Origin of the sequence: Tenacibaculum sp. SDUM215027 (assembly GCF_050566205.1) — a bacterium.
Taxonomy (GTDB): domain Bacteria; phylum Bacteroidota; class Bacteroidia; order Flavobacteriales; family Flavobacteriaceae; genus Polaribacter.
This window is the reverse complement of sequence record NZ_JBNXUE010000006.1, coordinates 197817-222765: the sequence shown is the minus strand read 5'-3', so window position 1 is coordinate 222765 and position 24949 is coordinate 197817. Positions and strand designations below refer to the sequence as shown.

Below are 24949 nucleotides of genomic sequence, written 5' to 3'. Positions count from 1 at the left end.
ATTGGATACTACAGTAAAAATTAATTCAAAAACATATCAATTACAGCGTTACCCTGAGACTTCTGACAAAAGTTTACGAGCTTGGAGTAACGCTGAACTCTTAGCGTTAGATTATATAAATGAAAAAAATATAGAGCACTTACATCTTTTTAATGATCGTTTTGGAGTGTGGAATTGTGCTTTACAGAATAAAAAAGTTACAACTGTTTGGACGTATGCTAGTCAGCAAAAAGCAATTCGTCAAAATTTGAAATTGAATAATTTTTCAACGGAAGTTGATTTTAAAACTCCACTTAATGCTTTGCAGCATATAGAAGTGGCTTTAATTAAAATCCCAAAGTCATTAGAGTTATTTGAGTTGTTCTTACAACATATCCATAAAGCTTCACATGAAAAAACTGAGGTTATTTGTGGATTTATGACTAAGTATTTTTCTCCTTCTTATATAAAAATTGCTGAAGAATATTTTGAAGAAGTTACTCAGTCAAAAGCATGGAAAAAGGCACGTTTATTAATTTTAAAAGCACCTAAAAAAGAATTTCAAAAGAAAAATCTAATTAATACTATTCAGAGGGAAGACAAAACTTTACAGCAATATTATGGTGTGTTTTCCTCTGGAAGTGTAGATATAGGGACGCAATTTTTTTTAAAAAATTTAGAAGTTAAAACAGAGGAGTTAAAAGTATTAGATGTAGCTTCAGGTAATGGAGTTATAGCTTATGAAGTTACCGAGCAAAATTCACAAGCAGAAGTAACTTTGCTAGATGATTTTAATTTAGCTATTGAGTCATCTAAAATTAACTTAGAAGGAAAAAGAGCAGAATTTTTATGCGATGATACCCTAGAGGGTTTAAAAGAAAATTCTTTTGACTTAGTAGTGTCGAACCCTCCTTTTCATTTCGAGTATGAGAATAATATTGAGATAGCACTAAATCTTTTTAAAGGAGTAGAAAAATGTTTGAAAATAAGCGGAAGGTTTTTGTTAGTGGCTAATTCCCATTTGAATTATAGTACGCACCTAACAAAGCTTTTTTCTTCGGTAAGTGTGTTACAACAAAATAAAAAGTTTCAAATAATGGAATGTATAAAAAAACGCTAAGAATTTTCTTAGCGTTTTTTGTTTGATTTGTAAACTTTAATACTACCAATAATATGATAAACCGAACATTAAATCAGTTGAGTTTATATTAAACTGAAATGAATCAGATTCTCTGTCAGGAAAACCACTTTCATCTCGGTCTATTTTAGAATAACCTAAGCTACCTATATTAGCTTCTAAGGCGATGTTTTTGTTTAAAAAATAAGTAAGTCCAGGTCTTATCCCTACAAAATATTGGTTGGTGCTTCTTTCGTATGGAGTAGAATTAATATTGCTTGAATAATCAGAATAACTATAGCTAAACTCTCCTTGTAACGAAATAGTTAATTTCTTTCCAAGCGGAAAGTGTTTTTTGATGTAAGGAAAGATTTTATAGGAGTTGCCTTTTCCAATTTCACTCCCTGATTCACTTTTTGAATATCCATATCCTACACCTAAACCTATAATTAAGTTGTCGTTAATAGTGTATCCTAGCTTAGGAGAGAAGTTAAAGTTAAAATATTTAGAAGTTTCAGGAGAACCTTCAAATTCATTACTATTATGTCCTATGGAAAAATTTGCACCAGTATACCATGTACCTTTTTCAATAGTTAATTTTTCTTTTTTTTCTTGCCCATAAGCAAATGACAATGCAAGTAGCATTGTACTTAATAATAATTTCTTCATAATTAAATTTTCTTTTAAAGCAATCAAAAGTACTTGTCTTAGATTAATAAAAGGTTAGCTTAATGAAAAATCATAGGAAAATTCCTCTTCAATAATCTGTTCTGTACAATTTTTTAAATCGTTTACAAACTCATCAATTTGAGTTTTTGTTACGTTAGGCATACAAATAACATGAGAAATGTTCCCTTCAGTAGCTAACTGCCATTTATCTTTAATACTTTGTGGAGTTTTTGGTAATATTACAGTAATCGCATTAGGGTTTCTCCATGCATTTACTTCAATTTTTTGTAATTCAGCTTCGCAATATTCAGCGATAGCTAAACTATGTTGGTAACGTTGTTGTAAACCTTCAACACCAAGTTGTTTTAGGGCGTACCACAAGAATAAAGGAGAATGTCCGTTACGAGAACCTGTAATAGTGGTATCAAAAGAACCGATGTATGAAATTCCTTTAGCAATTCTATCTCTATTAGATCTTTTAGCCATTAATACTCCGGTAGGTATTGGTGAACCAATAAATTTATGTCCACTGATAGAAATACTGTCAGCACCATCCATAAAATCAAAAGGAAGGCGAGGTTGCATAAATGGTCCAAAAGAACCAGCTAAAGCTGCATCACAATGAATATAATGATCTTGAATTGCCAAGTTGTGTAAAATCCCCTTGATTTTACCTATATCGTCTTTAGCTTCTTTCATAGTAGTACCAAAAGTAGCCAATACAATTACAGGTTTATGACGATTCATACGAACAGTATTTTCAAAATCTTCATAATCCATTTCACCATTTTCTTGTGATTTGATTACAATGCTAGGGATGTTTAACAAATGAATGTTTTTACGAACACTGTAATGAGTAGATTCAGAATAATACACCATAGCCTTTGGGAATAATTCTCGAGCGATGTATAAGCCATATAAATTACTTTCTGAACCACCATTGGTAACGTATCCCCAAAAATCTTTAGGATTAGCTCTAAATAGCTTTGCGAAAAAAGCGATGACCTCACGTTCCATTTCATGGGTACGTACACGATAAGTACCTTGTTCAAAAGGATCACCAAGGTTGTTAATTGGATATTGAAAAAACTTATTTAATTCAGAATAATCAAAATCTTTTGATACAGGATACCCTAAAAAAGTATCACGAGCAGAAGCTAATTCTTCTTGTAACTTATCTAGTTTTTGTTGATTTTCTAACGATAATTTCCCTTCGTTAACCATAGTATTAAAATTTAAGCAGGCAAATGTAAACGAAGCAATGTTATTTATCAGGTATAAGTTGAGTATTTAGATTATTTTTCTAATTTAATTGTTATAGTAGATAAATAATCTGTTAACGGTTTTTTACAGGAAGAAAAGAAGATATATTTTAGGAACGATATTTAACTTTAAAGTAAATAAAAAAGCCCATCTAATTTAGATGAGCTTTTAAACTTTATAATTTAAACTTGGTTAGACCTTATTCTGCGGCTTTATCAACCACAACACGATTCTCACGATTCGCAACTTCCCAAGCTGTATGGAAAACCAAACGAGCTCTATTCTCTAACATTTCATAATTGATTTTGTCAGGAGTATCAGTTGGTCTGTGATAGTCGGCATGTGTTCCATTAAAATAAAAAATAATTGGAATGTTGTGCTTAGCAAAATTATAATGGTCAGAACGATAATAAAAACGATTTGGGTCGTTATCATCGTTGTATTTATAATCTAAATCGATGTTTGTATACTTTTTGTTCACCGCTTCAGAGATATTGTGTAATTCAGTACTTAATTTATCAGAACCAATTAAGTACACGTAATTTGGGTTTCCTTTATGAAGGTCGTCAACTCTACCAATCATATCAATATTTAAATCAGCAACAGTATTGGCTAATGGAAAAATAGGGTTTTCGGTATAATATTTAGACCCTAATAAACCTTTTTCTTCACCAGTAACGTGTAAAAATAAAATAGAGCGTTTAGGTCCTTTACCTGCATCAGCTGCTTGTTTAAAAGCTTCAGCGATTTCTAAAATAGCTACAGTTCCTGATCCGTCATCGTCTGCACCATTGTATATTTCTCCATTTTTAACTCCTTCGTGGTCTAAATGCGCAGAAATAACTAAAATTTCATCTGGTTTTTCCGTTCCTTTGATAAAAGCAACAACATTTTCAGAATCTTTTAATGTCATTCCTCTACGGTTGTTACTTAAGTATTCAGAAGGTACTTCTTGAAAGTAATCATTACTACCTATAGGGGATGCGATTCCTTGACTAACATAAAAATCTTTTAAATACTTTACCGCTTTTTTTTGTCCAGGTTCACCAGTATTTCTTCCTTCAAATTCATCTGAAGCATAGATGAATAGGTGTTTACCTAAATCTTTTGCAGTAATGGTTTTTGCATATTTTGCAGCTTGGTCTGTGGTTACGTCATTATCTGTATTTGCAGTTTCCTTGCTTGAACCACATGCTACCAGTGCAACTGCACTAGCTATATAAAGTAATTTTCTCATCAATAATTAAGGTTTGTTTAGTTTGATTAGCTTCAAAAGTAACAAAATGTTACTATCGTTCAAATTTAATTTTTCTTGATAACGAATTGTTCTAATGTTTTGTTAAAACTTATTAATTCTTTTGGAAAAAGCTCTTCAAAAGCATTCTGAGCGATTAATTCTTGTGAAGTACCAGTGTATAATTGCTTTTCAGAAAGGAGTATGAATTCATCAGCAAGTTGAATCGCTAAATTTACTTCGTGAGTAGAGATAATAATAGTTTTTCCTGTGTTTTTTACAAGTTTCTTTAATAAAGAAAAAACTTTAAATGTGTGGTGAATGTCTAAGTGAGCAGTAGGTTCATCTAAAATAATAATTTCAGTATCCTGAGCTAAAGAACGAGCAATAAGTACACGTTGTAATTGACCATCACTTAATTCATAAAAACGTTTGTCTTTTAAATGTGTGATTTCAGTTTGTTCAATTGCCCAGAGAATTTTTTTTAAATGATCTTGAGTTAGTTTGTCAATCCAATTTGTGTAGGGTTGACGCCCTAAAGCTACGAGCTCAAAAACGGTTAATTGACTTAGAGGTAAGCGTTCTGTCAATACCAAACTCAGCGTAGTTGACAATTCTTGATTCGTATAGGCTGAAAGTTCTTTTTGATTGATTTTTACAGAACCTTTTAAAGGTTTTTGAACTTTAGAAATAGTACGTAGCAGAGTTGATTTTCCTATTCCGTTTTTACCTAATAAAGCAACAAATTTTCCTTTTTCAATAGCTAAATCAATGTTTGAAGCAATAACTGTTTGCTGCTTTTTTGATTGATACCCTATAGAAAGGTTTTCTGTTTGTAAGACGATATTTTTTTCTTGTTGCTTGATGTTTATCCGTTTAATTGTTTATAAAGTTTTTAGTAACTCTATTCTATACATATATTTTTTTCTTCCTTATCAATAACCAAATAACAACAGGTGCTCCAAATAATGAGGTTATTGCGTTAATAGGTAAAGTAAATTCACTTGTTGGTAATTGTGCTATACTGTCACAAATTAATAAAATAATTGCTCCTATTAAAGCAACGGCAGGCAACAAAATTTTATGATTTGATGTAGAGAAAATCATTTTAGCAATATGCGGAACAGCTAGTCCAACAAAAGCTATAGGTCCCGAGAAAGCAGTAATTACACCTGTGAGAATACTTGTAATTAATAAAACAATGTTTCTGCTTTTTTTGATGTTAATTCCTAAGCTTTTTGCATAATTTTCACCTAATAAGAAACTATTTAAGGGTTTTATTACAGAGAATGTTCCAAGAATTCCGATAAGATAAATAACTCCAAAAACTGAAAGTTCAGTCCAAGTTAAATTTCCAAGACTTCCAAAGCTCCAAAACAAATATTGTTGTATTTGTTCAGCTTCACTAAAAAAAGCTAATACACTAATAACCGCCGATGTTAATGAGCCAAACATTAATCCAATAATTAAAATAGACATTGTATTACGAACTCTATTTGCGGCTATAATAACAGCTGATAATACTAAGAAAGACCCAGCACTTGCAGCGATGGCTAATGCCCAGTTTGAGTAAATTGCCACTAGAAAAAAACCTCCAAAAACACTAGAGCCTAAAATAAGTAATGCTACACCTAGGCTCGCGCCAGAAGATATACCTAATACAAAAGGACCAGCAAGTGGGTTTCTAAATAATGTTTGCATTAACAAACCACTTATTGATAACCCTGAACCTACCAACATAGCAGTAATAGATTTAGGTAAACGGTAGTTAATGATGATAGTTTCCCAGCTGTCTTTTGCAACAGGGTTACCAAATAAAGAATTAAAAATTTCTTGTAAAGGAATTGATACTGAACCTAAACTAATATTTAGGAGTAAAAAAACTATCAGTAAAACCGATAAAAGTAAAAAATGAGCTGTGTATGTTTTTGATAAATTCAACTAGTTAATTGATTTTAAAAATGCTACTAACTGCTGAATTGCTAGTCCTCTGTGACTAATTTTATTTTTTTCTTCTGAAGTCATTTCTGCAAATGATTTATTGTATCCTTCAGGTTGAAATATAGGATCGTATCCAAAACCTTGCTCACCTTGTTTAGAGGTTAAAATATTTCCTTTGCAAATTCCATCAAATAAAAATTGTTTTCCATCCAAGTTTAAACAAATAGAAGTCCTAAACTGAGCATTTCTATTAGTTTTATTATTCAACTCTGTTAATAGTTTTTGCATGTTGTTTTCTGCATTAGTAGGTTCACCTGCATAACGAGCAGAATATACACCAGGCTCTCCGTTTAAAGTATCAACTTCTAAACCTGTATCATCAGCAAAGCAATTGTATCCAAATTTTTCGGTAATATGATTTGCTTTAACTTGGGCATTGCCTTCTAAAGTAGTAGCAGTTTCTTCAATATCGTCAAAACAGTTAATATCTTTTAAAGATAGAAGTTCAATAGAGCTAGGGAGCATTTTTTGTACTTCAGCAAGTTTATTTAGATTATTGGTAGCAAAAACTAGTTTCATGTATTGAAAATTAACAAAAGCAAATGTATTCAATTTTTATCATCTTTGTTGGTGTTTTTATTTTTTATAGAAAAGGTATTCATCTTGAAACTACTATAAACAAAGAGATGTCGTGTAAAAGTCGGGTTTAAAACAATTAAATAGTTTTATCAAATTTAGAATGAAAAGTAATATTGTATGAGAAATAAAAATTTACTTACCATGAAACAACCAGGTTTAGGAAAAAAGATTCTTGAATTAAGAAAACAAAAGGGATTAACTCAAGAAGAGCTTGTTGAAAAATGTAATATTAATGTTCGTACAATACAACGTATAGAGGCAGGAGAAACTATGCCAAGAAGTTTTACCATAAAGACTATATTACAAGCATTAGATGCAACTATTAATTTAGAAGAGTTTACAAATGAGGTAGTATATACAAATCAAGATAAGAAGAGATTAAACTTAGCTTGGATTTTTGGAATTATCTATTTTGTTTTTGGATTTATTGAAACTATCGCAGATATATACCAGTTTACAAAAGATGAGTCAATTTTTAATGTAGCTACATATACTAGTATTAAAGTAATTTCCTCTGTAGCTTTTGTGTTGTTTTTTATGGGGTTTTTAAGAGTAGCTAAAATTTATGCTCATAAATTACTAGAGATGGTGGTTTATGTTTTTATGATAATTTATGTGTTATCTGAATTCTATGATATTTTTTTAATAAACTTTAGTAGTGAAATTATAGCTATATCTCTTATAACTGAGTTACTTATTTTTGGAGCAATTCAAATGATTTTTGGAATGAGTTTATTACAGTTAAAGAATAAATTAGGGACTATAGTGCAAATAGGAGGTGTTTTAGAAATTGTTACAGGAGCTTTCTTGGCTACAGTAGTTTTGGCTAGTTTAGGATTGTTCTTATTAATACCTACTGTGATAATTGAAATAATTGTAATTTATAAGATAGCAAGAAAATAGGTGTATTTAAATCGTTTGAGAGGTTTTAAAAGCCTCTTTTTATTAAAATAAATGACGTAGCTCTTAAGGATTTAAAAAGAGAAGTTGTTAACTAGGTTTACGTAAAATCTTTTCCATTTTACGACCTTTAGCTAATTCATCTACAAGTTTATCTAAATAACGAACTTGTTTAGTTAAAGGAGTTTCTATTTCTTCTATCCGATAGCCACAAATAACACCTGTAATTAAATAAGCATTTGGATTTAAGTTAGCTTTATTAAAGAAGGTTTGAAAGGTTGCTTTTTGATCAATCAATTTGTCTAACTTTTCGTTGTCGAAACCAGTCAACCATTCAATTACTTGATGCAATTCCTCTTTAGTTCTGTTTTTTTTCTCAACTTTAGTAACATAGTGTGGATAAACAGAAGCAAAAGTCATGCTAGCTATTCTTTCGTCGTGTTTAGGTGTTGTTTTCATGGTTTAGGTTAATGTGAAACGATTTTGAGTCCTACAATCGAAGTAATTAATGTTGTGATAAAAAATAATCGCCAAAATGTAGCGGGTTCTTTAAAAACTAAAATTCCGATTAGTACTGTTCCTATAGCACCAATTCCTGTCCAAACCGCATAGGCAGTTCCAATAGGTAGCTCTTGGGTTGCTTTTACAAGAAGTAACATACTGATAGATAAACAGATTAAAAAGCCAATATACCAATATGTAGCTTCTATTCCAGTAGCTTCTTTAGCTTTTCCAAGACAAGCGGCAAAAGCAACTTCAAAAAGTCCAGCTATAATTAACAAAATCCAATTCATTTGTAATTACTTTTTAGACACTAAAATACAATAACTTTTCTCAATTATAAGCTAAGCTATTTTACCTTTTTACTTGTTTTATTTTGAAATAAGAATGGTTACTACTGTAATTAAGTTAAAGGTTTTTATAAATCTTCTTTATTAATTATTCCTCCCCACTCGTCAGAGTACACATATTTATCATTTTCAAGATTGGTACAGTAATCTTCAAAGAAAGTTTTAAAAGAAGGTGCTATAAACTCTCTTACACTATCGTCGTGCCACATTCTAATTATTTGCCCTTTAGTTCCATTTTCTGTAGGATCCATATCTATGCATAGGTGGTTTCCTGATCCATCATAAGTAATGGGTATCCATTTAGGATTCCACCAAAAATTTTTAATTTCTTCATCTGGTTCAGCTTCATTATCTTCAAAGTCACCTCCTTGGTATAGATCATACCAAATTCTCCATTCGTCTATTATTCGGTCAGAAGAAAGTAATTCTTCAGCATCTATAAAACCATCGGCATTTCTATCTTGACCATTGTGTATGCTTAAAAATAGTATAAAATCTTCGGGTAGTTCTGTTTGTATGGTTTGTTGGAGTTGTTTTATTTTTTCTGCTTGAATCGCAGGTTGAAGCTCTTCTGATAAATGTGGAGCATTTGAAGTAATCCAATTTTTAAATCTGTTCCATAAATTTTCAATTTCAACTTTTTGGTTTTTCATTTTAATTATTTTTTGGTAGTGTAATATGGGTGTTTTTTAAACTCTTCATGCAAAAGAAAATGTATAGAGTTTTCATACCGCTTTAAATTTCACAAGCTAAAGTACTATGTGTTCAAAGCGTTTCAGGAAGTTTTTTTGCTAATTTTTAGTTAAAAAGAGGTCTTTTATAAAAAAAATTAAAACTGCATTCCTAATTTAAAATTAAGGACTCTACCAGTCATGTAATTAGGGATTCCATATTGATTTTTACTATAGGCATCACGTACCCATGTATTGGTGTTGGAATTACGGATATCAAAAATATTGAAGAGTTCTAAACCAGCTGTAAGTTCTTTAAAACAGCGTAAAAAACCAGTTTTATGTTGCTTGTTAGCATCTGCAAAAACATAAGAAATACCAACATCAGCACGTTTATAATCGTTTAATCTATTTTGAAACTGATATACATCAGCATAAGCAGGAGCACCACCAGGTAAGCCTGTGTTGTAAACTAAGTTTAAGTAAGCTTTTAAGTCAGGTAAATTGGGTACGTAATCTTGAAATAGTACTCCAAATTTTAAACGTTGATCAGTAGGTCTGGCAATGTAGCCTCTATTGTTAATGTTTTCTTCGGTTTTTAAATATCCAAAGCTTACCCAACTATCGTTACCAGGAACAAATTCTCCATTTAAACGAACATCTAACCCGAAGGCGTAGGCATCAGTAACATTATCAGCACGATAACGAATACGGACATTATCTACTGAATACGCATTTATATTTGATAAATCTTTGTAGTAAAGTTCAGTGACTAATTTAAAAGGGCGTTCCCATAGGTTGAAACTAAATTCATTCCCAGCAACTATATGAATAGACTTTTGTGCTTTCACTTCAGGGTGTACTTGACCGTCATAGTCACGTAATTCTTTATAAAAGGAAGGTTGTGAATACCAACCACCTGAAACCCTAAATAACACATCACTTTCCCAATCAGGTTTTATGGCAAATTGTGCTCTAGGGCTAAAAATTGTTTGAGAATAGTTATTAGTAGAAGCTGTTTTTATAGACCAATAATGAGAACGAACTCCAATATTCATCCAAATTTGATGCTCGTTCCAAGTAGTTTTCCTGCTAAATTGTAAAAAGCTAGTAACACGATTGATGTCTGTTTCATTTTCTGCTCTCACATTTCTGTAAGGCTCGATAGGACCTGCAAAAGGTTCGTATGGTTGGTTGTTAGGTATGTGATGTGGCGGACGAACAGAAAAACCTAAAGAATCTATAACTTCCCATTCACGAATACGATCTTTTATGTTTTCTGCTTGATATTTTATGCCTGCTTTCCATTCATTATTACCCTCTTTAAAAGTAGCTTTTAGTTGAATATTATTAATTAAAGCATCTAAGTCGTTACGAGCATGGTTAATTTGTGAACCGATGCCTTGAGAAAATTCAACTTCACCGAAATCTTCAGAACCAATATTGCTATTTACTTCTCCTATGGCATAAGCAGCAGCAATATCAAAGTACTCTTCTTCTTGTGTGTTAAAAGAAGAAATGGTTCCTGTAAGTTTTAGATTGTCGTTAACTTGATAATCAGCAGAAAAAGCTCCAAATAAGGTTTGAAAACGATCTTTTTCTTGCCCTTGATAAAAAACGATTAATTCTAGCGGATTCGTTAAAGTTCCAAATCGGGTTTTACGAGTTAGTGGTTTATAATTATAGTTGTTAAGAGAGAAATTTCCTAAGAAATTTAAAGTGAGTTTATTGGTAACTTGATAGCTTAAAAATGATTGTACATCAGTAAAACGGGGTCTGAAGTTAACTTCTGTCTGTTTACTATTAACAAATAAACTATTATCACGATAACGAACACCTACTATAGCACTAAGCTTATTGTTAGCAAAAGTATCTTCAATAGTAAAACTACCTCCTAATAAACTTAAATCTAGTTGAACGCCAAAATTGGTTGGTTTTCGATATGTAATATCCAAAACAGAAGATAATTTATCACCATATTTAGCTTGAAATCCACCCGCAGAAAAATTAATATTTTGAATCATATGAGGATTGGTGAAACTCAATCCTTCTTGTTGACCAGAACGAATTAAGAATGGACGGTAGACTTCAATCCCGTTAACATATACTAGGTTTTCATCAAAGTTACCACCACGAACATTGTATTGGGTGCTTAATTCGTTATTGTTACTAACTCCAGGAAGCGTCATTAATATATTTTCAACACCGGCATTAGCACCAAGTATGCTTTTAACTTTTTTGGTTCTTATTTTGGTAATTCCCTGTGCTTCTTTTTGTTGATTTTTAATCATTACTTCTTTTAGTTCCTCACTTTTAATTCGTAAAGTAGGAGAGAAGTTAAAGTTTTTTTTCCCTCGAGAGGTGAACTTTTTTACTAAAGTTTTATATGAAACATGCGTAAATGTAACGGTTACTGTTTTTCGTATAGGAATAGTAAATTGATACATTCCGTTAGCATCGGTAGTAGTTCCTTTTGATAAATAAGAAATCGCAACTCCTTCAATAGGTGTATTGAATTTATTGGTAATGATTCCTTTTACTGTAGCTGTTTTTTGTGCAAAAACTAGTGAAGGGAACAGTAATAAAAGAATGAGTTTTTTCAAGCTTGTTTAATTTGTTTTTCTGAAGAATGTTGCTGAAACTGTTTCAGTATTACCCACATTATCAGAGACTACAAGTTTAAAAATATGTTTGCTACCTACCAACTTTTTATCATTAAAATCGTAAGTAAGTATTCTTTTTTTATGATTGTACTCCATTAAAACCCACTCACCATCAATAGTAGCACGATAATTTTTAATACCAGTTTCTTGATCTCCAATTTTAACTTTTAGAGTTTTATTTTTAGAAATCCATTGGTTATTACTGAAATTATATAGTTGAATGGTTGGCTTTTCAGTATCAAAACGCAAAGCATAATTACCTAAACTCTTGGTTGTAGTATACACTTTGTCAATTTTTTTCCTTGTGGATGTATATCTCGGATATCTAGGGTTTGTAACATTGGCAATGTATACATGTTGTTTTTGATCTTCTGTTAAAAAAGAAGTTTCAAAAGTTAGTGTATAACGCTTGTCTAAAGGAATTGTAGGGTTGTGAACTTTAGCGGTACCATTTTCAACCTTAAAATCAATAAAGCAATCTTCATAAAAGGTGTTTTTAGGAAAAGCAATTGTTACATTTTTTTGATGAAACTTGTTAAAGTTAGCTGCTATAATTTTATAGTTTGTGGTATCTTTTTGCTTATAAACTAAATTACTTGCAGTCCCTCTAACTGGGATTCTTACTTTAGAAGTGTTGTGTTTGAAATCTTTTGCAATGATTTCAATATTGTAATTAGCTCCGTTTTCAATATGAATCTTTCCATTGTTTACTAAACCTTCATATAGGCTAAGTCTGTTTGCTTTTACTTTATGTGTTCTTTGTACTCTATTTCTATATTTTTTATAATGCTTGTAATCGATTAATAGATTAATATATTTACTCTCAGCAAAAGAAAAGGTTTCAACATCATGATAATACACACGCTTACCATTTACCTTCATTTCTAAACTATAAATTCCATTTTTATTCAATGCACCATTTAATCGGTCAAATACACTAATACCAAAACCAACAGTACCGCTAGCTGTAATTTTTTCTGCTACATAATTAGCATCTCCCTTGTTTTTAAAAGAAATAACAGACTCTAAAGCAGAGTTGTTAATTCGAGCGTCGTCACTTAATGGATAGGCGACTAATTTTTGAACTGTAGGAGTTTTATCATCTTTTGCTGTTAAACCGAAGTGCATTGGGTTGATAATATGTTCTGTTTTAGTATTTCTAACTTCATAATGTAGGTGTGGACCACCAGAACTACCAGTATCTCCAGTATAACCAATAAGTTGCCCTTTTTTTACAGGGAATTTATCCGACTTAAGAAAAAGGTTTCCTGTGCTATACTTTTCTTTTTTATACTGGATACTTTTTACATACTGTTGAATACTTGGTTCAAATCGTTTTAAATGCGCATATACAGTAGTATAACCATTAGGGTGTGTTATATACAAAGCTTTTCCAAAACCATACTGCTGTACTTTTATACGAGAAATATATCCATTTGCAGGAGCATAAATAGGAATACCTTGTTTTCCTTGGGTTTTAATATCTATTCCAGAATGAAAATGATTACTTCGTAATTCTCCAAAGGTACCAGACAATACTACAGGAATTTTTAAAGGATTTGAAAAGTAATTTCGTGGATACTGACTTTGAGCATGTCCACAAACAAAAATGACTAATAAAATGAGAGAAAAGTAAAATTTCAAAATGCAATAGTTTTAAAGCAAAACTAGTAAAAATCTATCAAAAACCTTAAAGGTTCAAAATCAACGGTTTGGTAAAAAACACTAAAAGAGTTGCTAATTATAAGTTATATTAATAACTTTGTGAATATAGTTTTATTCTCTAAAATAAATGAGTAACCCTTTAAAAGCAATTCATTTACTGGAAGATAAGTTGAAGAACTTACTTTCGAACTATGAGTTTTTGAAAGAAGAAAATAAAGTTTTACTTCAAAATAACGCAGAGTTACAAGTTTTATTACAAGAAAAAGAGAAGCAGCTAAAAGAACAGCAAAAACAATTTAATTTGCTGAAAGTTGCTAAAACTATTGAGGGCAGTAACGAAAATACAAGAGAAACAAAACTCAAAATAAATGCTTTGGTTCGAGAGATTGATAAATGTATTACTCTTTTGAACACATAATATAAAGTTCTTTACATGGCAAAAATAAAAGTTAATGTGGTAATTGCTGGTAGAACGTATCCGTTGAGTGTGAATAATACTGATGAAGAGGAAGGATTACGTAAAGCAGCGAAAAGCATTAATGAATTAATTGCTAAGTTTGAAGAAAGTTATGCGGTAGCAGATAAGCAAGATGTTTTAGCAATGAGCGCTTTACAATTTGCCTCAAAAGCAGAAATAGTATCGTTAAAAAATACTAAAGAAAACACCGAAGTATTGCAAAAGATAAATGAATTGACTAACTTGCTAGAAGATCATTTATAAAACGTTCTTTAAAATATATTATTTAATATACTGCCTACATTAGTACATTGTTTGTTAAACTCAACGTTATTCAATTATAAAGGATGAGTCGTGGTTAGTAAAGCAAGCCGATTTTACCTCGGATCCTTGATCAATCAGTTAATCCTAAACTTGTTATTTTGGAGTTTTTAAAACCCTATTAATGTAGGCTTTTTTTATACAATCAAATCAAAATTATGGAGGGAATATTATTTCCTGTTTTAGCAGGAATTATAGGTGTAGCAGTAGGTTTTTTTATTGCTAAAATATTAGAGAAATCTAATGCAAATAAATTAATACAGGAAACAAAAAAAGAGGCTGGTAGCATTATAAAAGAAGCTAAAGTAGAAGCCGAAGCAATAAAGAAAGATAAGATTTTACAAGCTAAAGAGAAGTTTATAGAATTGAAGTCTGAACACGAAAAAGTAATCTTATCTAGAGAAAAGAAAGTTTCTGATGTAGAAAAAAGAGTAAGAGATAAAGAGAGCCAAGTATCATCAGAGCTAGACAAAAACAAAAAACTTAATAAGCAGTTAGAAAAGAAAGAAGCTGATTTTGATTATAAATTAGATTTCTTAGAAAAGAAAGAATCTGAATTAGAAAAAATGCACAAGCGCCATGTGGATATGCTTGAACAAATTTCTGGACTATCTGCAGATGAAGCAAAAACAGAGTTGGTAGCATCTTTAAAAGATGAAGCAAAATCTGATGCTATGTCTTTTATTCAAGACACCATAGAAGAAGCGAAAATGACTGCTCAACAAGAAGCTCGTAAGGTAGTGTTAAACACTATTCAAAGAGTAGGAGTAGAGCAAGCAGTTGAAAACTGTGTATCTGTATTTAATCTTGAATCAGATGATGTTAAAGGTAGAATAATTGGTCGAGAAGGACGTAATATTCGTGCTTTAGAATCTGCAACTGGTGTTGAAATTATTGTAGATGACACTCCTGAAGCAATTATCTTATCTTGTTTTGACCCTGTTCGTCGTGAAATAGCTCGTTTATCAATGCATAAACTGGTAACAGACGGAAGAATTCACCCAGCAAGGATTGAAGAGGTTGTGAAGAAAACAGAAAAGCAAATTTCTCAAGAAATTATAGAGGTTGGTAAGCGTACTGTTATCGATTTAGGAATTCATGGTTTACACCCTGAATTAATCAAAACAGTTGGACGTATGAAGTATCGTTCTTCTTATGGTCAAAACTTGTTACAACACTCACGTGAAGTTGCAAATCTTTGTGGTATTATGGCTGCTGAAATGGGCTTAAATGCAAAAGCTGCTAAGCGTGCAGGTTTATTGCATGATATAGGTAAAGTACCAGAAACAGAAAGTGAATTACCACACGCATTATTAGGAATGCAATGGGCTGAAAAATATGGTGAAAAACCAGATGTATGTAATGCAATTGGAGCTCACCATGATGAAATTGAAATGAAGAGTTTAATGGCTCCTATAGTTCAAGTATGTGATGCTATTTCTGGAGCAAGACCAGGTGCACGTCGCCAAGTTTTAGATTCTTATATCCAACGTTTGAAAGATTTAGAAGATATTGCTTTTGGATTTAATGGAGTGCAAAAAGCATATGCTATTCAAGCAGGGCGTGAATTAAGAGTTATGGTAGAAAGTGCAAAGGTAAACGATACTAAAGCAGCTGAATTATCATTTAATATTTCTCAAAAAATTCAGAATGATATGACTTACCCAGGTCAAGTTAAGGTTACTGTAATTAGAGAGACTAGAGCTGTTAACGTAGCAAAATAATATTTAGATTATATAATAAAAAATCCCTCATCAATTATGATGAGGGATTTTTGTTTAATCATGGTTTCTTCTTGATTTACCTCTTTGCTCAGGCTTTCCTTTTCTATGTTTGTTTTTATACTTTTTATTCTTGTAAACTTTGTGTTTACGTCTTTTTATAACTTTATTACGCTTTCCAATTTTAGCATTTGGTAAGGCTCTATAGTAATAATAGTCATTGTCTTCTCTATACTTACGATAGTTTCTTCCAAAATCTTTTCTGTAAAAATAAACATCATCATAATCAAAAATATCTCCTATGTTTATATCTATATTTACATCAATTCCATCATTATAATAATAACGATCATCATTATAGTGATGGCGGTATCCAGGTTTTACAAATCCTCTAAATCTTGGATTTCCCCATCTATCATATTGAATATGTAAGTTTCCTACTTTAAATAAGTTACCAAACTTATATTTCATAAATACGTTACCAATTCGTTTTACATTTCCTCTGGCATCGTAGTTTATGTAAACATTACCTACACTTCTAATACGACCGCCTCTGTCACGTTTAATACGTACACTGAAGTCAGAATATCTATTGTAGTTGGTGTTAAAGTCGAAATCTCCGTTTAAAAATACATGGAATTGAATTCCTCTTTCTACAAAGGTAACAGCATCATTATAACGGTTTGTAACCCCAATTTTGCTAGTTGATTTTTCAATGTTGTCGGCATTTACTGTTGTTAATGACATCATTGCTAATAATAAAAGTATCCCTGTTCTCATAATTGCTAATTTTAGGGTTATGCTTACTCTATATGCTTTTCAGCTTCCGCAGTTGTTGTATAATTTTCAAAGAGCGTGCCAAAAAATATTTTAACACTAACTTTAAGCAGTTGTGAGAAGCTTTATTTTGTTTTATCTTATTGGTTTATAGTGTTTTATTTTGGGTGTGAAAAATAATTTATTTGTCCACGTAAAAAGTTCTATATTTATACGACTTACTCGAAAACTTATACTTACGAATGATAGTAGCTATTGATAAAAATTTACAAAGAGGAATTAAACTATTAGAAGCAATTAATGACGAACAGTACAGTAATACATCAATTCCACCATATTATTCGAGTATAGGTGCTAATATGAGACATATTTTAGATGTTTTCGTCTGTATTTTTAATGGATTGGATAAAAGATGTGTTGATTTTTCTGATAGAGAACGCAATCAGTTGGCTGAAGAAAAAACAGAGTCTGGAATAGCATATTTTAATCAAGTAATTGAGCAATTATACTGTTTAGAAACAGAAGATTTTGACACAATTATTTCTGTTACAGATGATTTAGGTACTGGAAAAGTAACGGCAAATTATACGTTAGGTAGTGCTTTGATACAAGCACATAGCCATGCAATACATCATTTTGCAAGCATAGGTTTTATTATAAATCAATTGGGAATAGAATTACCTGATACAGATTTTGGGTACAATCCTACAACACCAAAGAAAGAACTGGTAAGGTAGTTATCGATTAATGTATACCCAGCCTTTTTTTAATTTTTGATAGGCATTGGGTTCGTCACCTAACTCTAGATAATAAAAGTATGTTGCTGCAGGAAGTTTATCTTCTCTATTAATGGTTGATCTACCATTAGAAGTACCATCCCAATCATTTTTATAATCTTCAGTTTGATAAACAATATTTCCCCAGCGATTATAAATTACCAGTTTGTTGTGAGCATATTCATTTACTTCGTCAAAAACTAAGTAGTCGTTAAGGTTATCACCATTCGGAGAAATTAAAATATTATTATTATCAGTTTTAATTTCATCATCTAGTAAAGAACCAATAGTAATTACCTCGTAATTATCTGGAACAAAAGCAGCTGATGTAATTGTTCCTTCTAATAAATCTCCAGTAACTTCTAATACGTCTAAATTTACCCATTGATTTTCTGTTTTACTCCAGCCTACAACGATTAACTGAGAAACTTGATTAGCCAAAGAGCTTATATCACTACGGCTATTCCAAGTTAATGTAATACGAGTTTCATTTTTCCCTTCTAAATCCCAAAATTCAATGTTACTAATATTTTCAATTACTGCTTGTTTCTGATCTGTTAAAAAATTAGCAGTAAAAGTGGTAGGAAAGTTTGGGTCTTCGTAAAAGTATGCTCCTTTAAAAATATAATACTTGTCTGTATGAGGTAAGCTCATTGGGCGTAACATTGTTCCATCTCCCACAGGGAAGGTAAAGCTAGAAGTATTTTTATTTCCTTGTTTTAAAGAGGTGTATCCATTAACATGTCGCTCATTATCTTCACCTGCATAAAAGTCATAATCAATAAAGTTAAGTGTTATACTAGTATTGTTTCTAGGAGTAATCACTTGTCCGTTAATAAAGCTTAATTGATTGCGTATTCCTAGAGAGTTGTATAACTCTAGGTTTTGTAGAGCATCAATTTCTACATTAAAAAAAGTAACACTGTTAGTACCTGAAATAGTTCTAACTTCACTATCTGCATAAAAACCAGCAAACCCCGTATAATTATCTAGTGTGCCATCATTAATAACATTGGTATGGAAACCTACTTGAGCTCCATCATGTAATTGCACATTTCCTGAATTATGAAAGGCTGTTTGGGCTGTAGTGATAGCTATACAACTCATAAAAAAAATAAACGATATGTGTTTTTTGTAGAACATTATTTGTTTACTCTGTAAGTTATACGGCGGTTGGTAATAATTTTCTTCGGGCTAGGGGCTGGACAATTTTCTATCAATAAACTTAAAGTCTTAGATGTTGTGTATCCTGAATTACTAACAGTTACTTCATACACAATAATTCCACTTGTGGTTGGAGAAGCTGTTGTATTATTTGAATTAAGGTTTGTTATATTACCTGTTGATGGAGAACTACTCCAAGTGTATGTTGTTGTATTACTTGAATTGTAAGCAGTACCTCCAGGTGTTGCAGTTAAATTAAGTGTATTTGAAACACATAAACTTCCGGAGTAAGTAATTTGAACAGTTAATGTAGGGGTTGTTGTACCTCCATTATTATTTACTTCTTCAAAAGAAGGGCGAGGTCCAGATCCTTTACAATCAGAATAAATTACACTACCAATAACAACTTTATCAGCAGCATCATTACAATCTTGACCTTTTTTATTTTGATTGTATAGTCCATGTTCAATACCAAGTGTTGATTGGGGAGATGGCTCGATATTTATACTAGTGTTCTCAGGTAAGTTGATTTGATCACTACCATTCGTAGCAAAACGAAGTAATCCATCACTTAATATATTAAGTTCTGTCGTATTGACTCCTTGACTACCTTGAAGAATTAATTCTTCAATTGTACCACTTCCGTTACCAATAGTTACGGAGTTAATAGGTTGTGTAGAAGCGATTGTGGTGTCAAGTGTGATTCTAGCTCCATTAACTATTGTAACATTATTTGTGCCGACTGCTTGACCAGGATAGTAAGTAGCAGCTACCCAATTTGTACCATCATAAACTTCCCAATTTGTAATAGTAGTCCAATTTCCTGTTGCATTTGTAATAGTTCTGTAATCGTTTATAGATTGTGCAGAAACAGAAGTGAATAACACTACAAAAAAGAAAAATAATAATGTTTGTAACCACTTCATACGGTTTCTTTTTGAATTATTTAACCACAAAAACAACATTGATAATTGTGTTGTCATTTGTAGGGGTATTGTCTACGCTATAAGTCATTAATCCGTTATTATCTATGCTATTAACAGTTAAGATAGACGTGTCGTAATCGGTGACGTAATAGTATAATTCATCAGCATTATAAGTAGGTATTGTCGCAGGAGCACCAGCACTACCGATAGCTGGACTATTAAATTGAGCTGTATATTGTGTATATAAATTGATGGTTCTACCTGAACCAGTTGTACTAGCATCTATTGCAATTGATGGTGGGTAGAATATTCTTGAAGCTTTGGTAGGAGCTATTTGTTCCCAAGCTCCATCATTGTATATGTATATTGTACTATGCTCTCCTGAAGCTAAATCATAAATAAAAAAATCATTTTCTATAGGTGTATAGCCTACAGGAAAAGAATATGTAGCGGGTGTACTAGTTGAAAAATTTGATGTTTTTGTTACAGTGTTTTGTCGGCTGTTTGCCCATTGGACACCATTACCTGTAGAAGTTAATACTTGACCAGAAGTTCCAGCAGAATTATTAACATCTAATAATGTGTTGTTAAACTCCGTAGGGCTTTGTAAAATAATATTATTAGGAGCAGAAAGTTGCATTGTTGTACCTGCTGAAATTTGAGAAGAAGTTCCAGAGGATATTTGCATTGTGCCTCCTGTAGAACTTATTTGTGTACCAAAAGTGCTAAATAGTTGTAAGAAGTTAATATTATTGAAAGTTAGGTTGTTTGTATTACCGTTTAGTATACGACTACTCGTTAAAGCACCATCAACAGTATAAATGTTTTGAGAAGCTAATGTAGAGGTGATTAATTTCCAGCCGTCTACAGTATCATATATTTTTATTTGATTGTTGGTAGTATCGAACCAAACATCATTTTCAACTGGAAGTGTAGGTGTAGTTGTAGAGGTAGTAACAGTATTGTTGTTAACTGTTTGTATAGTTCCTTTATTATCAACAACCCTAACTTCTTGTGCATTGATACTAAAAGTGAATAGTACCAATGCAAAAGTTAGTATAAATGTTTTTATATGTTTAATGTTTTTAGACATTAATATTAATTAATGTAGTGTACTTCAATAACATCTCCAGCATATAGAGGTAGATCAGCAGATATATTTATATCAATAGACCCAGCCGTAGCTCCAGTGAAGTCAGTATTCCAACGTAATTTTACTCCGTTTCTGAATACAAATAATTTAGCTTCATTTGTAGCATCAATAACAGGTAAACCAGCTACAAGAATATTTTCTGTAGGTCCAGCAGTGTTAGTTGGAGGAGTAGCTTCTCTTCTTATTGCTGAAACTTGAAATAAATCAGCTAATTGTATTTTTTGGATAGCACCAGAATCTTCATCTCTAATTAAAACTGTAAAACCTGTACCACCAGCAGCAGCATCTCCATCATGAGATTCACGATCAACTGCATTTGTAGAAGCGGTACCTGCAGTAACTAGCTCTAATCCATCTAAAGCAAATTCTGTTCCAGTTCCAGCTGCAATATATGTGTTTTCAGTTAGCGTACCACCTAACTGCCAAGTAGTAACTACACCACCATTAGGCGTTGTGTTGGTAAAAGAAGTTAAACCATTCTCCGCTTGTAAGTACTTAATGGTTCCTTTATTATCTACTAATTTTACTACACCTCCATTATTACCAAGAGTAGTAGCTCCTTGTACAGTAATATCACCAGTCGTAGTTTGCGCACTAACAGTACCAACGGCTAAGAAACCAACGGCAACTAATGCTACTTTTAATTTGTTTGTAATTGTTTTCATAATTTTGAGTAATTGATTGCGTTATTAAACTTGTTTATTGGTTATTTATTAATATAATTGAACTATTCGTATTTCATCACCTGCATAACATGTAGCATCAGGTTCTATGGTAATTGTTGTGGAATTATTAACAGTAAAGTCTATTCTAACTCCGTTTCTGTACACATTAATTTTATCAGTTGTGTATAAAGTAAGTCCCGTAAAAGTTACTTGTCCATTGGTAGCTATAATATCTGTAATTTCTTCTCTTAGTAGGTTAGAGGCAGCAGCTCTTTTTAAAACACCAGTAGTTCTATCTACTGTAACTATATCGTCGGCTGTAGTGTTTCCATTTTGCAAACCTGTAATAGCTAATGTGTTTGTAGCGTTGGTTTCAATGGTAGTGGGTTGAATTAATATACCACCTAATTGAATAGTGTTACTTGCGTTTATAAAAAGTCCGTTATTAGCAGAAGGTGTTGCGTTAGATGTTACCCATGTTGTACCGTCATAAGCATAAATTATACCAGTAGTTGTATCTACATATACATCTCCAGGTGTTGGGTTAGGAGCTGTGCTCGCATTAGGACTTCCGTTACCTTTTCTTGGGTTGTTATCTATAGAAATCCAATTGGTTCCATCCCAAATACTAGTAGTATTGTTTAGAGTATTGTTAATCCAGAAATCACCTATATTATTATCAGATGGTGGAGTAGAAGAGGTTGTAACTTTAATAGATTCTCTTGTGTTTCCAGAATTACCATCACATAAGCTTATCCACGAAGTTCCATCATACATAAAAACACAATCTTGATCAGTATTAAAGACTAAGGCACCACGTAAAGGTTGTATAGCATTCATTTGAGTATCTGTCATTCTGCTAATAACTAATACTTTGTCTGAGCTTTCTAATTCTAAAATTGAACTTGAATGTATAGAAGAGGGATTATCTCCAACTTTAACTTGAGAAAAAGTTGGCATTATCATACAAATAAGAATCAAAGAAAAAAGTAATCTTCTTTCCATTCAGTCAAATAATTAATTGTTCTTAAGACTCGGGGGGATTCTTATAATACATGAACATGTATTCGTTTGCAAAGATAGAAAAGATTTTCTATTTAGACAGACGTTTGATTTTTTTTGTATACTTTTTTAATAAAATAATTTCATTAAGAAAGCTTATAGAACCTTTGTATGGAGTGTTGAAGCTTCTATGATTTGTAATAGCAATAGTAAAGAGTGATTTCCAGTGGGTTCTTATAGCCTTTAAAGCTTTTAAGTAGGTATAGTTTTCCGCATCATAAATATGTGTAGGCTCTGCTATAATACCATTGATTTCTAGTATTTTAAAGTCTATCCCTTTCTCTAATTCTTCAAAGGTATTGTACTTTAAGTCAATTCGTCCATAGTACCAACCTGGTATTGATTTACTAAGCTCATCAAAAGTGGTGGTTAGTTTATCACTTATTAAATGATTACCATTAATAAATTGTGTTCCTTTTGAATGATTACCTATAGCTGTAAGTTTAAGAATCTTATTTTTAATAGGGATTTCTGTCAGTTTATCTTGGTGAATTTTAGTAAATAAGTCGATGTATAATTTAGCTCTTTTATCAGCAAGAATAAGCTCTTTTAATGTAGAAACACCATCTCCTGTAACAGATAGAAAACGTTTTAGAGTTAATGAAGAGATTTTACCAGAATCATCTTTTGGATTTCTGTGGTAAAAAATTCCACATTCATTTTTATAGTCTAAAAACTCTTGAATGATAATATTAATAGAGTACTTTTCAAGATAGTTTTTTAAGGCTGTTTTTGAAGCTATTTTCTCAACCAATAACCCTCGAAAACCTACATCTGGTTTTGCTATTAATGGGAAGTTGATTTTTTGCTTTTGTATTTTTTTACAGACTGTTTCAAAATCAGTGTTTGGTTTTATTAAAACTGATTTAGGTCGGTGTTTTTCAGGAACCAATAATATGGTTTCATATTTACTTTCAGTACCGTTTCCAGAGCTTTTTATGCAAGGGTTAGTAGCACTAAAAAATGCTAAGTGTTTAGCTTTAAAAGCTAAATAAAAAGCGTAAGGAAGATTAGGGAGGTAAAACATGGCTGATGGCCAATGCTCCCAATTTATCATTTTTTTTATGGAACTATTTTTTATCAAAAGTTATTTGCTAAAAAGATGGTCTAATATGGTTTTAAATGTTTTAAAACCATAATATACGGTAAATAGTATTAGTAAAATACCAACGACTAGTAAACCATAAGCAATAAAAACTTTAGGAGCTTCTTTAAAGGCACGTAAGGCTTTAAAGGCAACACTTAGTATTAAAGGAGAAATAATAAGTAAGCCTAAAAAAACTAAAAGCTTTTTTATACCAGTTTCAAAAGTAGTAGGTTTATTCATTTGTAAAGTTTTTTATAGCTTCACGAACACTTCCGTATTTTTTTAACATCTCGCTAGCTGTCTTTTGGTCGATATTTAATTCAGAAGCTAACATTTTTTCTCCTCTATCTACTAATTTGTTGTTGGATAGTTGCATGTCAACCATCTTATTCCCTTTAACTCTTCCTAATTGAATCATACTGGCTGTAGATAGCATATTCAACACTAACTTTTGAGCAGTTCCCGCTTTCATACGAGAGCTTCCTGTTACAAATTCTGGACCTACAACTACCTCTATAGGATATTGGGCAGTTAATGCTAATGGGCTTTCTTTATTACAAGTTATACAACCAGTAATTATTTCTTTTTTGTTGCAGTTCTCTAGAGCAGAAATTACGTAAGGGGTTGTGCCCGATGCAGCAATACCTACTACAACATCTTTATTAGAAATGTTGTGCTCTTCTAAATCTTTCCAACCTTGGTTAGTAGAATCTTCTGCAAACTCAACAGCTTTTCTAATGGCGTAATCACCGCCAGCAATTAACCCAATAACCAATTCATGGGGAACACCAAAAGTAGGAGGGCATTCACTTGCGTCTACAATGCCTAATCGACCACTAGTACCAGCACCGATGTAAAATAATCGACCACCTTCTTTTAATTTCAGAACAATTTGTTCTGTGAGTTTTTCTATTTGTGGAAGTGCTTTTTCTACAGCTAAAGGAACTGTTTTATCTTCTTTATTAATATTTGATAATAATTCAGAAATGCTCATTTTTTCTAAATCATTGTAGTTAGATTCTTGTTCAGTTGTTTTGGTAAACTTCATGCTTCAAATTTACTAATTAAAAATTTTAAGAAATTAGAATGTGACGATTATAATTTTTTTGTGTCTTAACTATGAGCCAAGCAATGTTATGGGGGATTAAATAGTAATTCAGGGGACATTATTGTTTAATAATTTGTTTGGTTTATTTTAATAAAAAAGCAGGTGATTTTTGTCACCTGCTTTTGAATTTTATATAATTG

At 31.6% G+C, this 24949-nt stretch carries 26 protein-coding genes and 1 other RNA gene; 7 read left to right on the top strand and 20 right to left on the bottom strand.

Annotation, left to right across the window (positions count from 1 at the left end):
* Nucleotide 1: 1 nt before the first annotated feature.
* The gene (locus ACQYZ7_RS14295; RefSeq protein WP_430730398.1) at nt 2-1099 is read left to right on the top strand and encodes a methyltransferase; all 1098 of its coding nucleotides are present in this window, start codon (nt 2-4) and stop codon (nt 1097-1099) included.
* 42 nt (nt 1100-1141) lie between these two features.
* Here ACQYZ7_RS14295 and ACQYZ7_RS14290 read toward each other — a convergent pair whose 3' ends face one another.
* The 6 genes from ACQYZ7_RS14290 to ACQYZ7_RS14265 all read right to left on the bottom strand — a co-directional run bounded on the left by ACQYZ7_RS14290 (nt 1142) and on the right by ACQYZ7_RS14265 (nt 6782).
* On the bottom strand, nt 1142-1765 hold the full coding sequence (locus tag ACQYZ7_RS14290; RefSeq protein WP_430730397.1) for an outer membrane beta-barrel protein: 624 nt from the start codon (nt 1763-1765) through the stop codon (nt 1142-1144).
* A 54-nt stretch (nt 1766-1819) separates the two neighbouring features.
* Nucleotides 1820-2989 carry a histidine decarboxylase gene (locus ACQYZ7_RS14285; RefSeq protein ID WP_430730396.1) on the bottom strand — a complete coding sequence of 390 codons (1170 nt, stop codon included), beginning with the start codon at nt 2987-2989 and terminating at the stop codon, nt 1820-1822.
* 238 nt (nt 2990-3227) lie between these two features.
* Nucleotides 3228-4265: a M28 family metallopeptidase gene (locus ACQYZ7_RS14280; protein ID WP_430730395.1), complete on the bottom strand. Its 1038-nt coding sequence runs from the start codon at nt 4263-4265 to the stop codon at nt 3228-3230.
* 65 nt (nt 4266-4330) lie between these two features.
* Entirely contained in the window at nt 4331-5035 is a 705-nt protein-coding gene (locus ACQYZ7_RS14275; RefSeq protein ID WP_430730475.1) for an ABC transporter ATP-binding protein, read from the bottom strand.
* 136 nt (nt 5036-5171) lie between these two features.
* Nucleotides 5172-6203, bottom strand: coding sequence for a FecCD family ABC transporter permease (locus tag ACQYZ7_RS14270; protein ID WP_430730394.1), 1032 nt, complete (start codon nt 6201-6203; stop codon nt 5172-5174).
* Nucleotides 6204-6782, bottom strand: coding sequence for a non-canonical purine NTP diphosphatase (locus ACQYZ7_RS14265; protein WP_430730393.1), 579 nt, complete (start codon nt 6780-6782; stop codon nt 6204-6206).
* A 177-nt stretch (nt 6783-6959) separates the two neighbouring features.
* Between ACQYZ7_RS14265 and ACQYZ7_RS14260 the strand changes: the two genes are divergently transcribed.
* Nucleotides 6960-7745, top strand: a complete 786-nt coding sequence (locus ACQYZ7_RS14260) for a helix-turn-helix domain-containing protein (protein WP_430730392.1) — start codon at nt 6960-6962, stop codon at nt 7743-7745.
* An 87-nt stretch (nt 7746-7832) separates the two neighbouring features.
* Here ACQYZ7_RS14260 and ACQYZ7_RS14255 read toward each other — a convergent pair whose 3' ends face one another.
* The 5 genes from ACQYZ7_RS14255 to ACQYZ7_RS14235 all read right to left on the bottom strand — a co-directional run bounded on the left by ACQYZ7_RS14255 (nt 7833) and on the right by ACQYZ7_RS14235 (nt 13571).
* On the bottom strand, nt 7833-8201 hold the full coding sequence (locus ACQYZ7_RS14255) for a DUF2200 domain-containing protein (protein ID WP_430730391.1): 369 nt from the start codon (nt 8199-8201) through the stop codon (nt 7833-7835).
* Between the two features lie 8 nt (nt 8202-8209).
* Complete coding sequence (locus ACQYZ7_RS14250; protein ID WP_430730390.1) at nt 8210-8536, bottom strand: DMT family transporter; 327 nt, start codon at nt 8534-8536, stop codon at nt 8210-8212.
* A 125-nt stretch (nt 8537-8661) separates the two neighbouring features.
* A complete protein-coding gene (locus ACQYZ7_RS14245) occupies nt 8662-9246 on the bottom strand; it encodes an SMI1/KNR4 family protein (RefSeq protein WP_430730389.1) in 585 nt (194 codons plus the stop codon).
* A 176-nt stretch (nt 9247-9422) separates the two neighbouring features.
* Nucleotides 9423-11867, bottom strand: coding sequence for a carboxypeptidase-like regulatory domain-containing protein (locus ACQYZ7_RS14240; RefSeq protein ID WP_430730388.1), 2445 nt, complete (start codon nt 11865-11867; stop codon nt 9423-9425).
* Between the two features lie 6 nt (nt 11868-11873).
* Entirely contained in the window at nt 11874-13571 is a 1698-nt protein-coding gene (locus tag ACQYZ7_RS14235) for a M23 family metallopeptidase (RefSeq protein ID WP_430730387.1), read from the bottom strand.
* A 148-nt stretch (nt 13572-13719) separates the two neighbouring features.
* On the opposite strand from ACQYZ7_RS14235, the gene ACQYZ7_RS14230 reads away from it, so the two are divergent.
* From ACQYZ7_RS14230 to rny, 4 genes are all read left to right on the top strand, one after another.
* A complete protein-coding gene (locus ACQYZ7_RS14230) occupies nt 13720-14010 on the top strand; it encodes a hypothetical protein (RefSeq protein ID WP_303506352.1) in 291 nt (96 codons plus the stop codon).
* Nucleotides 14011-14025: 15 nt separating this feature from the next.
* Nucleotides 14026-14313, top strand: a complete 288-nt coding sequence (locus ACQYZ7_RS14225; protein WP_115901276.1) for a cell division protein ZapA — start codon at nt 14026-14028, stop codon at nt 14311-14313.
* 58 nt (nt 14314-14371) lie between these two features.
* Nucleotides 14372-14480: non-coding RNA, 6S RNA (ssrS, locus tag ACQYZ7_RS14220), on the top strand.
* A gap of 48 nt (nt 14481-14528) precedes the next feature.
* Entirely contained in the window at nt 14529-16094 is a 1566-nt protein-coding gene (gene rny, locus ACQYZ7_RS14215; protein WP_430730386.1) for a ribonuclease Y, read from the top strand.
* A gap of 54 nt (nt 16095-16148) precedes the next feature.
* Here the strand turns inward: rny and ACQYZ7_RS14210 are convergent, their stop codons facing one another.
* Nucleotides 16149-16871: a hypothetical protein gene (locus ACQYZ7_RS14210; protein ID WP_430730385.1), complete on the bottom strand. Its 723-nt coding sequence runs from the start codon at nt 16869-16871 to the stop codon at nt 16149-16151.
* Between the two features lie 239 nt (nt 16872-17110).
* Between ACQYZ7_RS14210 and ACQYZ7_RS14205 the strand changes: the two genes are divergently transcribed.
* Entirely contained in the window at nt 17111-17605 is a 495-nt protein-coding gene (locus ACQYZ7_RS14205; RefSeq protein ID WP_430730384.1) for a DinB family protein, read from the top strand.
* On the opposite strand, the gene ACQYZ7_RS14200 is transcribed toward ACQYZ7_RS14205, so the two are convergent.
* The 8 genes from ACQYZ7_RS14200 to murQ all read right to left on the bottom strand — a co-directional run bounded on the left by ACQYZ7_RS14200 (nt 17606) and on the right by murQ (nt 24749).
* Nucleotides 17606-18751, bottom strand: coding sequence for a gliding motility-associated C-terminal domain-containing protein (locus tag ACQYZ7_RS14200; RefSeq protein ID WP_430730383.1), 1146 nt, complete (start codon nt 18749-18751; stop codon nt 17606-17608). It abuts the gene before it with no gap.
* A gap of 35 nt (nt 18752-18786) precedes the next feature.
* Nucleotides 18787-19734 (bottom strand): hypothetical protein, encoded by a 948-nt coding sequence (locus ACQYZ7_RS14195; RefSeq protein WP_430730382.1) that lies wholly within the window; start codon nt 19732-19734, stop codon nt 18787-18789.
* Between the two features lie 16 nt (nt 19735-19750).
* The gene (locus ACQYZ7_RS14190; RefSeq protein WP_430730381.1) at nt 19751-20827 is read right to left on the bottom strand and encodes a hypothetical protein; all 1077 of its coding nucleotides are present in this window, start codon (nt 20825-20827) and stop codon (nt 19751-19753) included.
* 5 nt (nt 20828-20832) lie between these two features.
* A complete protein-coding gene (locus ACQYZ7_RS14185; protein ID WP_430730380.1) occupies nt 20833-21552 on the bottom strand; it encodes a hypothetical protein in 720 nt (239 codons plus the stop codon).
* A 48-nt stretch (nt 21553-21600) separates the two neighbouring features.
* A complete protein-coding gene (locus tag ACQYZ7_RS14180) occupies nt 21601-22557 on the bottom strand; it encodes a hypothetical protein (protein WP_430730379.1) in 957 nt (318 codons plus the stop codon).
* 88 nt (nt 22558-22645) lie between these two features.
* Nucleotides 22646-23671, bottom strand: coding sequence for a D-alanine--D-alanine ligase (locus ACQYZ7_RS14175; RefSeq protein WP_430730378.1), 1026 nt, complete (start codon nt 23669-23671; stop codon nt 22646-22648).
* 30 nt (nt 23672-23701) lie between these two features.
* On the bottom strand, nt 23702-23941 hold the full coding sequence (locus ACQYZ7_RS14170) for a DUF6095 family protein (protein WP_430730377.1): 240 nt from the start codon (nt 23939-23941) through the stop codon (nt 23702-23704).
* Nucleotides 23934-24749, bottom strand: a complete 816-nt coding sequence (gene murQ / locus ACQYZ7_RS14165) for an N-acetylmuramic acid 6-phosphate etherase (RefSeq protein ID WP_430730376.1) — start codon at nt 24747-24749, stop codon at nt 23934-23936. The genes ACQYZ7_RS14170 and murQ overlap by 8 nt, the downstream gene beginning before the upstream one ends.
* Between the last annotated feature and the right edge of the window lie 200 nt (nt 24750-24949).